Raw genomic sequence first — 13685 nt, forward strand, 5'->3', positions numbered from 1 at the left:
GTGGATCTTTTAGAAAAGTACTTACCTAAATTAACCGTAGCACCTATACATGCCTTATTAAAGGAATTTAAGGTTCAATTAAAAATTGTTCATGAAAGAAAAACTAGGCATGGAGATTATCGTCGTGATGCGAGTGGATTGCATCATATCACTATAAATAGTAATTTAAATAAGTATCGATTTTTAATAACACTTGTACACGAGCTAGCCCATCTAGTTGCTTTTCAAAAATATGGACGAAATATTCAACCACACGGAGTAGAGTGGAAGCACACATTTCAAAAAATGATGATACCCTTTTTAAGGCCCGATATTTATCCAAGTGATCTTTTACCAGTGGTAGTCAAGCATTTTAAAAACCCCAGAGCTAGCAGTGATACTGATGCATTGATGAGTATTGCGTTGCGTCGTTATGATCCCGAGACCGATAAAAATTATATATTTGAATTACCGTATGGCAGTAGGTTTGTTGCAAGTAATGGCAAATTATACCAGCTAGGTAAAAGACTGCGCAAAAGATATGAATGTCTTGAGCTCGATTCAGGTAAAATGTATGTTTTTCAACCCAATGCTCAAGTAACCTTAATGAAGACAAATGAGTAAGAACAGGTACGCCGTTATTATGGCTGGTGGAGTAGGATCCCGATTTTGGCCAGTAAGCAAACAAAAATTTCCTAAACAATTCCACGACATGCTGGGAATTGGTAAGTCTTTGTTACAAATGACTTATGATAGATTGAGTGCTACTATTCCTGTAGACAATATTTTAGTTTTAACCAATGCAGACTATGTAGAATTGGTTAAAAAACAATTGCCGCTCATGCAGGATACACATATCGTGGCAGAGCCTGCTATGCGTAACACTGCGCCATGTATTTTACTAGCAGCTCTCAAAATTCAAAAAATGAATCCCAATGCTACAATGATAGTGGCTCCTAGTGATCATTATATTGAAGAAGAACATTTATTTAATGAGAATTTAGAAACGGCTTTTGATCATTGCTCACAAAATCGTCATGATCTTATGACATTGGGAATCACTCCTACATCACTCAATACGGGTTATGGTTATATTGAATTTGAACCTTCATCTAATCAGGTAAAAAAGGTAAAGCAGTTTAGAGAAAAGCCTAATCTTGAAACGGCTAAAGAATTTTTGGCAAAAGGTACTTTTTTATGGAATGCAGGTATTTTTATCTGGCATGTTGATGGTGTCGTTTCCGCTTTCGCGAAAGCGCAACCTGCATTAACCACATTATTTAAAAACGGTTATAAGGTTTACAACACAACCCATGAAAACGAATGGTTAGAAGAAAACTATCAAAAAGCTGAAAATATATCAGTTGATTATGCGATACTAGAGAAAAGTAATCACGTAAACGTAATTCCTGCACATTTCAGTTGGAATGATTTAGGTACATGGGGTTCATTATTTGACAAACTCGAAAAAAACAGCGACAATAATGCTATAGTTAATTCTAGTGTAACCGCTATAAATTCAAGTAACAACATCATAAAAACTGATACTAATAAAAAGGTAATCATTCAAGGACTGGAAAACTATATAGTTGTTGACGAGGATGATGTACTCATGATAATACCAAAAACAGCTGAGCAGGAGATTAAACAAATACGCCAAAGTGCAATTAATAAATACGGAGACGAAATAGGATAATGGAGCAAAATAATCCAACACAACCTGGTGACAAACTCGAGGAAAATCAACAAAAGATTTCTGGGATTTGGGATAATGTAAAGGCTTTTTTAAATGAATTGCTAGACATACGAGAAGATAGTGATCGTAGTGAGACAGTTGAATCTGTGCGCAAGGATATTTCCTTTCAAGGGCACAACGCATGGATTTTGATTTTCTCTATCATGGTAGCTTCTATCGGATTAAATGTAGGGTCTACAGCAGTCGTGATTGGAGCCATGTTAATCTCACCACTTATGGGACCTATTGTAGGAATGGGATTAGGTACAGCGATTAATGATGAAAAAATGTTACGTCGTTCCTTAATCAACCTTATGGTAATGATGGGATTGTCTCTTCTTACGGCAACCATCTATTTTAAAATTTCGCCTTTTGTTGAGTTTAATGATGAACTTAAGAATAGGACATTCCCTACTTTTCTAGATGTGCTTATAGCCATATTTGGTGGACTGGCGTTAATTGTGGCAAAATCTAAAAAAGGTACTATGTCAAATGCTATCGCAGGTGTTGCAATTGCTACAGCCTTAATGCCACCATTGTGTACGGCAGGATACGGAATTGCGATGTGGGATATAAGTATTTTTGGAGGCGCTATATATTTATTCTCTATCAATGCGGTTTTTATAGCATTATCGACATTTGTTGTCTGCAAGTTGCTTAATTTTCCAATGGTTAAATATGCTAATCAAGCAAAAAGAAAGCGTATTTCACGTATTGCTACTGCAGTTGGGATCATTGTTCTGTTACCATCGGTTTTCTTTTTTTATCAATTGTATCAAGACCAGCTTAATAAACAAGCAAGATTAGAATTTGTAGAATCCCTAAACTACAAGGGTTCTATTTTTACACCTATTTGGAACGAGGAAAAGAAGGAGCTCATAATGAGCGTAGTTGGTAAAGAAGTTCCAGAAGAGAAAATTAAAGAATGGGAAGATCAATTCTACCAAATGGAGGATCTTGAAGAATGTACCGTGACCTTTGTTCAAGGTAGTCGTACTATCATAGATTCTCAGAATGAAGATCTTGCCAAAATTCAAGAGGAACGTATTGAAGATTTTAAACTTATACGAGATAAAGATTCTCGCATTGAGGCGCTTGAAAATCAATTGAGATTAGTTAGTAATAAATTTAAGGATAAAGATATCTTACTAGATGAATTGGGGTATTTATATCCTCAAATAGGTAGTATGGGACTAGCTATGAATCATACTAGAGATTACGCAACAAAAAAAATGGACAGTACCGAGGTGATTACGATTTCTTTCAAAGATTCACTTCTGGATGAGGAGAATAAAAAAGTAATCAAAGAGAATATCTATAATTGGTTAAAATATCGATTGAAGAGTGAGCGTGTTCAGGTAAATGAAGTGAAATATCAAGCTATGGATTCATTAAGTCAGTAATACGACTTTAGAAGATAGATATCTAAACAAAATAAAAAATCCGTTTTGCAACTGTGCAAAACGGATTTTTTTATGGAATTCAATTAATAACTAATCTCTAGTCAACTTCTTGTATTTTATACGTTTAGGTGTTACATCACCTAGACGCTTTTTCTTGTTTTCTTCATATTCGGTAAAACTACCTTCAAAACTGTATACTTGTGAGTCTCCTTCAAATGCGATTATGTGTGTACACACACGATCAAGGAACCATCTATCGTGAGAAATAATTACGGCACAACCAGCAAAGTTTTCCAGACCTTCTTCAAGCGCTCTTAAAGTATTTACATCTAGATCATTGGTAGGCTCATCCAGTAAAAGGACGTTACCTTCTTCCTTTAGGGTCATAGCTAGGTGTAAACGGTTGCGCTCACCACCAGACAGCGTTGAAACTTTTTTATTCTGCTCTGATCCTGAGAAATTAAATCTACTTAAATAAGCTCTAGAATTTACCATACGACCACCCATCATTATCTGGTCTTGACCATCGGCAAAGTTTTCCCAAATACTTTTTTCAGGGTCTATATCACTATGACTTTGATCTACATAGGCAAGTTTTACCGTTTCTCCTACATTAAATGTACCGCTATCAGGTTGCTCTTGTCCCATTATCATTTTGAAAATGGTGGTTTTTCCAGCACCATTAGGTCCTATAATTCCCACAATTCCGTTTTGCGGTAAAGTAAAATTAAGGTCTTCATATAATAACTTATCTCCAAAGGCCTTGCTCACATGTGATGCTTCAATCACATTAGTTCCTAGACGTGGTCCATTTGGTATATAAATTTCAAGACGTTCTTCCTTTTGTTTTACATCTTCATTCAACAATTTGTCATAGTTATTTAAACGCGCTTTTTGTTTAGCTTGTCTACCTTTTGCACCTTGACGAACCCAGTCTAGTTCTCTCTGTAATGTTTTACGGCGCTTGGACTCTTGCTTTTCCTCTTTGGCAAGTCGTTCACTTTTTTGATCTAACCAGCTAGAATAGTTTCCTTTCCAAGGAATACCTTCACCACGATCCAATTCAAGAATCCATCCAGCCACGTTATCAAGGAAATATCTATCGTGAGTTACCGCTATAACGGTACCTTTATACTGTGCTAGGTGTTGTTCTAGCCACAAAACAGATTCTGCATCGAGGTGGTTGGTAGGCTCATCCAGTAATAAAATTTCTGGTTCTTGTAATAGCAACCTACATAATGCAACACGACGACGTTCACCACCAGACAGGTTTTTAATTTGAGCGTCACCAGGTGGCGTGCGCAGCGCATCCATGGCGATTTCTAGTTTGGTATCTAGATCCCAAGCATTGAGTGCATCTATTTTATCTTGAAGCACAGCTTGTCGATCCATTAATTTTTGCATTTTATCAGCGTCTTCATAGACTTCTGGTAGTCCAAATTGATCGTTAATGGAATTGTATTCCTCAAGAACGGCAACAGTTTCTGCAGCTCCTTCCTTTACAATGTCCATAACTGTTTTATCATCGTCTAGTTGAGGTTCTTGTTCTAGATACCCTACGTTGTAACCGTCTAGAAAATGAATATTACCTTGGTAATCTTGCTCAACTCCTGCAATAATTTTAAGTAAGGTGGATTTACCAGAACCATTAAGACCTAGGATACCAATTTTGGCACCGTAGAAAAAACTTAAATGAATATTCTTTAGTACTTGTTTACCAGTACTTCTGTAGGTCTTAGAAAGACCTTGCATGGAAAAAATTACTTGTTTATCGTCACTCATGGGATGATGTTTTTGTCTTTAAAATTGTAAATAATTGTTGTAGAGATTGTTCTAGGTATCGCTTTCGCGAAAGCGTAATAACCTCACCACCTTTTAATTTTATAAGCAGCCCTTTTTCTTCTAGAGATACTTTTTGTAACTGGTTAAAGCTAAAACCGTTTGTTTTTCTGCCTAGTAACTGTAAAGTTATTCCTTTACGGTTGTATGAAATGAAATGTGTACTGCGAAAAGAGTTTATGTTTATATAAAAAAACAGGGCTATCCCTATTCCTATACCCAAGTACGCCACGTATTCTTCTAAACTTGTGAACAGTAAAAGCACACCAGCAACTATAAGAGTTATTCCTATAGAGGTGAAAGCGACATACTTTCTAGCAGTTTGATCTTGAAATACGATACGATGCTTCAATTTAAACGCGACCTTTTAAAGCATTGAAAACCCATGCAATAGCAAAAAATCCCACTCCTACTGCTGCAAATCCATAACCAGCTACCTCACTGTACTTAAATGCTCCTAGTGCGATGAGCCCTAATCCAATAATGATCATGATTAAAGTAGCCCATCCTAATACTCCGTTTTTGTTTAATGCCATAATCAAATTTAAAGTACAAAGATAAGTTTCATCTAGCGATAATAATAAAGTAAGACGTCTGTAGTAAAATAAAATAATACGTAAAACCACCATTTGCTGTTTGAATTTAATGGTTGTTTTAAAAAATAGTAATGATATATGGAGTTTTAGGGTTGCTTATTTTCACTATATCTCAAATCAAAACATACAATGATCAATACTCCTGTTGTATAACATAAAATATCATACCAGGAAAAGCTAGTGCCTATTATAATTCTGGCTAGGTGATAGTTCTCTAAATTTAAAATAGAAATTATGTTTATGTATTGTAGTATTTCTACTAGGTAACAAATTGTCAAACTTATTAAAGCTGTTGATCTTGCAGACCATGAAAAGAAAATTTTGAACAAACAATAAATAAAAATGGCCACAATGACATCGCCCATATACGGCCGAATAAAGGAATCATTTATAAAACGTTCAATGATAACCATTATAGCAAATGAACAAATAGCAAGAATAATGTGAATTTTATTTTGCATAGTTACTGTACATGATAAGGCTTATACTAAGAAGTACCGTATAGGCGACCAATTGGGATAGCAACGCTATGTTATGTGTAAGCGAACTTAGAGTATTGATAATATCGTTGAATAATTCATAAGGTGAAGTAAGTAAATCCCAACTATTAAACCTTAATTCTCTACCTAAATAAATACCCAGCGAGCAAAGTACGATTAAAGTGATACTGATTACAGGAAATAGTAAAGGATGGCAATCCCATTCTCTTTTAATCAATGCATTAACCTCAAACAATCCATTACAAAATATGACAAGGCCACACCATCCAAACAAACCATAATTCACAATATCAAAATGTAACCACATATCCTGCGAGTTAGAAATATGAATCATATCTGTAACCATATAAGGCGCATTGGGTAGAAATAATAACCATACCATCAAAAACATTACAATAATAGCTCGTTTAGCATATGTAGAAGTCGTTGAGGATTTTAGAGTAGGGAAGTAGAGTTCGCTTTCGCGAAAGCGTGATTTATCATCATTAATCCTATAAAAAATAGAATTGGTCTGTAACCAAAACACCATTTGGGTAAATGTGCTTTTTTGAAAGGTTGATGTGATCCTTATGATAAGTAAAGGAATAATGGCTAGAAATAAATTCCATACCATAAACAAACCATAGAAACTCGTGGTTACCTTAATACGTACCATGAGCATAAATAAACTTAAAATACTAAGAACTAGAATTAATTTACTAGAATATTTATGCATAACTGATGATAATTTGGGCATACCAGTAGGCGATAGGTATGTTAATTAATAGGCAATAGATAGCAATTAGGCCTAACTGACAATTTCTTTTATTAATCATAATTGTAATGACAGCAATGAGTAATGCTATCAATGAAATAATTACGCTAAAAATGACGTACAAGTATACCAAAATATAGATGTAATAATGCGGAAACATCAATCCACAAAGAAATATTATGGTACCCAAGACAAGACAAGACCATCCTACCCGAATTACCAACCATAAATTGGGAACAGTTTTTAGTTTAGTAAGTGTCATGATTGTCTAATTGAAGGTCCAGATAGGTTTTGCTTTGCCAGTCTTTTTTAGTTGATTTTTCACTTATTTTAGGCGAATACACTTCCTTTATTATTTGTTTTTTGATAGATGGATTTTCCTGAAGAATAAGCGCGTTTCCAGGGTATAGTCCATAGAACAATTCAGTATCAATATGATTGTTATATATATTGTAAGAAGTCATTATTGCGTCCCAATTTACCCAGCTGTACATTACTAAGAGTATAGTAGCGATATAGGAATTACGTCGCAGTAAATAGGTAAAGGTAAGTTTGTGCTTGATTTTAAGGTATACTGTAATAATCCCAATAACACATAAGAATAAGTAGATCATCACTCCTAATCTTTTAGGAGTGAGTCCAAAATTAATTATGTAGGTATAATTTTTAATACATACGCTACCGATTAGGATAAGATTTAAAACCAACCATGAATAAGCTATTTTGCGCAATGATTGATTTTTTTTGAAAAAATTAAGCTGTCCCCTGAAAAAATAAACGATAATTATAAGAGCCAAAACAATACTAGCTATACTGGTATAGACTCCTTGATGAACAGCATTAGACAGGGATGTAGCAGGTTGATAAGTTATTTGAGTGATAAACACAAACTCTGTAATTAAAAAGAAAATCAATAGAACGTTAAGCGCTATTAAGGAATAAGTTCCTATTTTATTTTGCTCTTTGCATAGTGAAAGGTCTAAATGCGAAGGAACTAGCAGCTCATTTTTAGAATTCTTATCAAATTTGACTAACTCTTCAACAGGTTGACCCATAGAAATGTTCGCTGTGAGTAAAGAGCCTAAAAATGCTGTAAAAATCCATAAACCATTGAGAAATGAAAAATCGATATTATCCAATATATTTTGCATGACAGGATTTGAGTTGGCATACAGCAAGAGAAATACTATTAGGAGGAAAGTCGGGATGCCAAAGTACTTCAAGGATTGTAGGAAGCTAGTACTAGATTTCTCCTTAATTTGAGTTGTTTGTGGCTTTTCAAAAAAGCGATGTAATGAACCGAATAGTATATTAAAAATTCCATTTATCCACTTGATGTAAATACTCGATTGGTGATAAACAACAGCTCCTATGGTCTGTATCCCCATAAGGCAGTACATAAAATTATTAAGTTTATTACTGTGCCAACTAACTGCTATGGCAGTTCCTAGCCACAAGCAAGCACTAACTAGTACAGGTTTTTTAAGGAGAACAAATTTTTGTTGAAGTGCCAGAATAATTAATATAAATACGGTGTAAAAAACAGTATTTAATCCCATTCCTTGTGAATAAAAAAGGTAAGCGAAGACGATACCACCTAATATGGATAAAATTGATTTCATGATGCTATAATTTATAAGTTGTTTTAACTGGTTTTAATTGTGAAATCGGAATGTGTAATAGATCCCGATAATTTTTGTGATAAACCGGCAATGATTCCCGACCATTTTTCAAAGCAGTCTTAAATAAGGAGTAGGAGTCTGGATAAAATAGAATACCAGCTAATAAAGCAATAGGTATGTAGTAACTGCGCTTGCCGTTACCGTATAACCAAAATTGCATCGCAATTTCATTAGAAGTGTCTATATCATATCCTGTGATTAGGTGGAAGATGTCATGATCTTCACATTTAGGCTGTGGTGTAAAATCATGTTTGAGTAAAAAGCATCCCAAATGAAATCCCAGTGTGGTATAATGATATTGCAGCAATTCTTTTACAGATATATCCCACGGTGATGCAGGTTTTATCGCGATATAAATCTGACTTGATATTCTAAATAGAGACGAAATTAAGGTTTCTCTAATTGTTTTTAAAGTACTTTGAAATTCAAAGTAAATAGGTAAAAAAAATAGTTTATTCATAATTAGCCATTTTTAATTAATTTTTCTAACGCATTAATATGAGAGGTAAAGGCTTCTTTACCGTGCTGAGTTATAATGTATTTGGTATTTGGTTTTCTACCTATAAAAGATTTCTCAACTCTTATATATTTTTCTTTTTCTAAAGCTTTGGTATGACTAGCTAGATTACCATCGGTAACTCCTAACTCTTCTTTAAGTTGTTTAAAATCTGCAGCATCGTTAACTATTAGAATAGACATGATTCCTAATCTTATTCTATGATCAAATGCTTTATTTAACTTATCAATGATACTCACTGGTTATTGCTTGTCATATTTAATATACATAATACTTCCATATAAAATATGGCAAATTCCAAAACCAGCCACCCAAAAATAGAGGCCATATCCAATGAACAATAAGTTCAATAACCCCAAAATAGCGCAAGTAAGACCTAAATACTTAACTGTCCCTAGTGTGAAATGAGCTGCATTCATGCAGGCTAGTCCATAAAAGATAAGCATGCACGGTGCAACTAATCCTATAAATCCATAGTACAGCATGATTAATGTAAACAAGCCACCTATACTTAATGGAGCTAAAAAATTAAGAACCAATCTTATAGATTGTTTCGTCCATATTTTTTGGTTATACTTTTTAGCTTTTGCTTTAGTTAGGAAAAAAGCAGTTATTACAGCAAGGACAAGTACTACGATTGCTACAAGAATGATTTGAACACTCGTATTTTGATTGAAAGATGTAGATATCATTCTGTCGAATGAATCGGTGTAGCCATTGATTTGAGCTCTTTGTAAAATAAAAAAACCGATTATTCCACCGATAATGGCATAAAACCCTGCTAGTATACCGCTCAATCCTGAAAGCGATATGAATCGTGTGGACCGATTCATGATGTTTTTAATTTCGGCGATGTCTTGTAGATACTTTTCTTTTGTCATTTTAAAAGAACTTTGAAATACAAAGTAAAACTAAATATTTAATTCTACAAAGTTTTAGAATCAAAAAGTCCTGAATTATTTCAGGACTTTTTGACTTCATTTAATCTTGATCATTTTGATAACCATCAGGCCTCTTCCACCTCACAGGATCGGCAGGATCTTTTTTGAATATAAATTCTTCTTTAGGTAATAATTTTAAAGCTTCCTTTACTGCCTTTTCCAACTGTGGATCTTTGCCTTTTACAGTTTCTTTAGGTTCTTGTATCACTTCTATATCCGGCGATACACCTACTCCTTCAACAGCCCAATTCCCTTGCAAATCATAAAATCCACCTCTTGGAGCAACCATTCTTCCTCCATCTATAAAGTTAGGAGTGTCCCACGTACCTACTAGTCCACCCCAAGTCCTTGTACCTACCAATGGACCTAATTGAGCTTTCTTAAACATATATGGTAGTAAATCTCCTCCAGATCCAGCTCTTTCATTTATGATCATCACTTTAGGTCCAAAAATTCCTGCCATAGGCGTGGTCCAAGGTTTTCTATCTCCTGCTTTACTATTAAAATAACCGAATGGTTTTCTTTTCAAAATATCGATTATATAATCTGCAGCGCTACCACCACCATTATTTCTTTCATCAATAATAACACCTTTTTTATCTTGTTGACTGAAGTAATATCTGTTGAAGGATACAAATCCAGCTTGTGAGGTATTAGGTACGTAAACGTAAGCTAATTGACCATTAGACATTTCATCGACTTTACGTCTATTGTTTTCAATCCAATTTTCTGTACGTAATCCTCTTTCTGATTGAATAGGTTTAACCATAAGTTTTCTTGATGCCTTACCACTTGCTTCCTTTGATACTGTAATTTGTATTTCACGATTAGCCGTTTGTTCAAATAATTTATAAATGTTAGAATCTGGTGATACTTTAACACCGTTTACCTCAATGATGTAATCTCCTTCTTGAATATCCAAACCTGGGATTGATAAAGGAGAAACAAGATTTGGGTTGTAAGCTCCGGTTGAATAAATTTTAGAAATTTGATAACCATTTTTTTTCAACGTAATATCTGCCCCTAAAAGGCCTGTAGGAACTCGATTAACATCAGGCAGGTCACCGCCTGAAACATAGCTGTGACCTATTGCTACTTCACCGCTTATTATATCAATGATATAGTTCAAGTCCGTTCTATGTTGGGCATGTTTTACCCATGGTGAGTACCACTCATAAATTTCATCCCATGGAGCCCCATGAATATTGTCGACATAAAGAAAATCCCTCATATATCTCCATCCTTCTTTAAATATTTGTTGAAACTCTTTTTGAGGTTCTACAAGCATTTTAAGATTCGTTTTTATTTTATCATCATTCTTTACAGTCTTTGAATTTGTTGAAGTGCTTTTCCAGGTATTCTGTGAATAGAGTAAAATTTGATTACCATCGATTGATGTTTTAATTTTTGAAACATCATCAATAAACAGATCAAACTTCTCTTTAGGAATATTGTATTTTATTAATTCACCTTTATTTTTCCCTACTTTACGATCACTTTTTCGTAAGATAAAAAGCTCATTTTCAGGTCCGGCAAACATCTCAACATACTGTTCTGTTGGTAATTTTAAACTCACCATTCTTTCAAATATTCCATTTTGATTTATGACTACATTCTTTGCTTCATTTGCATTATTGGAATCATTATCTTTTTCTTGGGAAGCTGTTTTCGCTATACTTTCATCACTACTTATAGTCACAGGAGCTTTATCTGTTTTATTTAAAACAACAGCATAAAGATTACGTGAAGTTTTTGGGTCATAATTGCTCATGTCTAACCAACCTGATTCAAGTCCATAATCTGTACTTGCAAGTGTATAGACGTATTTACCGTTTTTATCCCATACAGGACTTATACAATCAGCCAATGGATGGGTTATTTGAAAAGTATTTTTATTTTCTATGTTGTGTACTTGAATAGATTTAAAATGACTTTCCTGTTGTTTTGAGTAAGCCACCCATTTACTATCGGGTGACCAGGTAGGATTCATCGTTCGATTGGGGTGAGCATAGGTATCAGTATCTGCAATATAGCTTTTAGAGGTTTCTAAATTGGTTATCCAAAGATTGTAGTGAGTATCTGTAAAAGCGATATACTTACCATCAGGAGACCAAGCAGGCTTAAAAAAGAAAGTACTTTGTGGGATTGAAATCTCTTGTTCTACTTCTCCAAAAATATCAGTAATGTACAGCTTGTATTCACCTGTGAGATCACTAAAATATGCTATTTTATCTCCTTTTGGAGACCAAATTGGATTCCTATCTGCAGAAGATGAATTTTTTGAAATATTTCTCCACGAACCATTTTCTTTAGGGACAGTAAAAATCTCACCTCTATGTTCAAACAACACCCGTTTACCATTAGAAGAAATATCAGCATTTTGTAAATCTTTGTCCTTTATCTCACTCCAGTGCGGTCGATAATCATTGATGTCGGCCTTTACATTAATAACAATTTGTTTTGTATCACCATTTATGGGATTGAGAAGTTTTAAATAGCCAGCGTGTTCATAAATAATTTGATTCTTATCTGCATCAAGACTTTTTACATCAAATTTTTTATGAAAAGTAATTTGTTTCTCTTCTTTCGTGTGAATATTGAACGACCAAATATTGGAAGTGTAATCCCGTTCCGAAAGGTAATAGACGGTATCATCTATCCATACTGGATCCAAATGCCTTTCTTGATCTTTTTGTGGTGTTGTTTGTAATTCAAAATTTGAGAGGTTAACAATCCATATGGGCATGGCTTGTCCACCGCGATAGTTGCGCCATTCTGGATCCCAGCTGGTAATTGGAGTATAGGCAACATACTTTCCATTAGGCGAGATTTCTCCATAACTAGCTCGGGTTAAGGGCATTTCTTTTGGAAATGCATCACTGATTCCTATGGTGTAAAACTTATTAAGTCTAGTTGGAGTTCCTGATCTACCACTTCTAAAAATAATCTCTCCATCAGGAGTCCAGCCTTGTACAAAATCTCCTTCAGGATGGTAGGTTAAACGTTCAGGTGAACCTCCATTAGTGGGAATCACATACACATCTATATTTCCGTCATATTGTCCCGTGAATGCTATATGTTTACCATCTGGAGAAAAATGGGGTGCACTTTCATAGCCTTCATGTGAAGTTAATCTAATAGCTTGACTACCATCGGTACTTGATAACCACAAGTCGTTAGCATAAACAAAAGCAACTTTATTTTCATGAATAGTTGGCTGTCTAAGCAACCTACTACCTTGAGCAAAAATTAAAATAGGGAAGAAAAAGAAGAAAATAGTTTTCATAATTTTATTTTAGTCAGAGCTTAAATTTACGAAATTACGCTTTCGCGAAAGCGTAATAACCACTAATTTGACCACATGAATCCGGCAGAAGATTATATCTACAAAGCTCCAGAACCTTTCAATCATATCATGATGGACTTACACGTATTTATAAGTTCCAATTTCCCAGATGCCGTTCTAAAATATAAATGGAGTTTACCTTTTTATTACCTAAAGGGAAATATCATGTTTTGTTATATAAATTTTAGAAAGAAATATGTGGACCTAGGACTAGCATATGGCAGTGAATTATCCAATAAACATAATAAATTGGTTGCTGGTGAAAGGCGTAAGCGTATGAGGTCGTTGAGGTATTTTTCTATGGACGATATGGACAATAAAGTGTTGTTAGAAACCTTGATAGAATTACAAAATCTTAGACTGAATAGATAACGTATTAAATAGACAGTTATA

The 13685-nt window shown here is 34.4% G+C and carries 14 protein-coding genes; 4 read left to right on the top strand and 10 right to left on the bottom strand.

The genetic code is table 11. The features are described from left to right. Genes AAT17_RS11885 through AAT17_RS11895 form a run of 3 tightly spaced genes read left to right on the top strand, consistent with a single transcriptional unit; the run spans nt 1 to nt 3117 of the window. The gene (locus AAT17_RS11885) at nt 1-603 is read left to right on the top strand and encodes a SprT-like domain-containing protein (RefSeq protein ID WP_042280358.1); all 603 of its coding nucleotides are present in this window, start codon (nt 1-3) and stop codon (nt 601-603) included. Next, the gene (locus tag AAT17_RS11890; protein ID WP_060524607.1) at nt 596-1675 is read left to right on the top strand and encodes a mannose-1-phosphate guanylyltransferase; all 1080 of its coding nucleotides are present in this window, start codon (nt 596-598) and stop codon (nt 1673-1675) included. Before AAT17_RS11885 ends, AAT17_RS11890 begins: the two co-directional genes overlap by 8 nt. Continuing rightward, nucleotides 1675-3117: a DUF389 domain-containing protein gene (locus tag AAT17_RS11895; protein WP_060524609.1), complete on the top strand. Its 1443-nt coding sequence runs from the start codon at nt 1675-1677 to the stop codon at nt 3115-3117. Before AAT17_RS11890 ends, AAT17_RS11895 begins: the two co-directional genes overlap by 1 nt. A 90-nt stretch (nt 3118-3207) precedes the next feature. Here the strand turns inward: AAT17_RS11895 and ettA are convergent, their stop codons facing one another. The 10 genes from ettA to AAT17_RS11940 form a co-directional block, all read right to left on the bottom strand. After that, on the bottom strand, nt 3208-4899 hold the full coding sequence (gene ettA / locus AAT17_RS11900) for an energy-dependent translational throttle protein EttA (protein ID WP_060524611.1): 1692 nt from the start codon (nt 4897-4899) through the stop codon (nt 3208-3210). After that, nucleotides 4892-5308, bottom strand: a complete 417-nt coding sequence (locus AAT17_RS11905) for a hypothetical protein (RefSeq protein WP_060524612.1) — start codon at nt 5306-5308, stop codon at nt 4892-4894. The genes ettA and AAT17_RS11905 overlap by 8 nt, the downstream gene beginning before the upstream one ends. A 1-nt stretch (nt 5309) precedes the next feature. Further along, nucleotides 5310-5492: a CAL67264 family membrane protein gene (locus AAT17_RS11910; RefSeq protein ID WP_042280350.1), complete on the bottom strand. Its 183-nt coding sequence runs from the start codon at nt 5490-5492 to the stop codon at nt 5310-5312. Between the two features lie 146 nt (nt 5493-5638). Beyond that, nucleotides 5639-6013, bottom strand: coding sequence for a DUF2809 domain-containing protein (locus AAT17_RS13580; protein ID WP_082586963.1), 375 nt, complete (start codon nt 6011-6013; stop codon nt 5639-5641). Next, nucleotides 6003-6788 (bottom strand): DUF1361 domain-containing protein, encoded by a 786-nt coding sequence (locus AAT17_RS11915; protein WP_082586964.1) that lies wholly within the window; start codon nt 6786-6788, stop codon nt 6003-6005. The genes AAT17_RS13580 and AAT17_RS11915 overlap by 11 nt, the downstream gene beginning before the upstream one ends. Nucleotides 6789-7054: 266 nt before the next feature. Next, nucleotides 7055-8428, bottom strand: a complete 1374-nt coding sequence (locus AAT17_RS11920; protein ID WP_082586965.1) for a DUF4173 domain-containing protein — start codon at nt 8426-8428, stop codon at nt 7055-7057. A gap of 4 nt (nt 8429-8432) precedes the next feature. Next, a complete protein-coding gene (locus tag AAT17_RS11925) occupies nt 8433-8948 on the bottom strand; it encodes a hypothetical protein (RefSeq protein WP_060524618.1) in 516 nt (171 codons plus the stop codon). A gap of 2 nt (nt 8949-8950) precedes the next feature. Beyond that, on the bottom strand, nt 8951-9244 hold the full coding sequence (locus tag AAT17_RS11930) for a transcriptional regulator (protein ID WP_082586966.1): 294 nt from the start codon (nt 9242-9244) through the stop codon (nt 8951-8953). 3 nt (nt 9245-9247) lie between these two features. Next, a complete protein-coding gene (locus tag AAT17_RS11935) occupies nt 9248-9886 on the bottom strand; it encodes a hypothetical protein (RefSeq protein WP_060524621.1) in 639 nt (212 codons plus the stop codon). A gap of 100 nt (nt 9887-9986) precedes the next feature. Beyond that, nucleotides 9987-13232 carry a S41 family peptidase gene (locus tag AAT17_RS11940; RefSeq protein ID WP_060524622.1) on the bottom strand — a complete coding sequence of 1082 codons (3246 nt, stop codon included), beginning with the start codon at nt 13230-13232 and terminating at the stop codon, nt 9987-9989. A 75-nt stretch (nt 13233-13307) separates the two neighbouring features. Between AAT17_RS11940 and AAT17_RS11945 the strand changes: the two genes are divergently transcribed. Continuing rightward, a complete protein-coding gene (locus AAT17_RS11945) occupies nt 13308-13664 on the top strand; it encodes a DUF1801 domain-containing protein (protein ID WP_060524624.1) in 357 nt (118 codons plus the stop codon). The last annotated feature ends 21 nt before the right edge of the window (nt 13665-13685 follow it).

Origin of the sequence: Nonlabens sp. MIC269, from assembly GCF_001430865.1 — a bacterium.
Taxonomy (GTDB): domain Bacteria; phylum Bacteroidota; class Bacteroidia; order Flavobacteriales; family Flavobacteriaceae; genus Nonlabens; species Nonlabens tegetincola.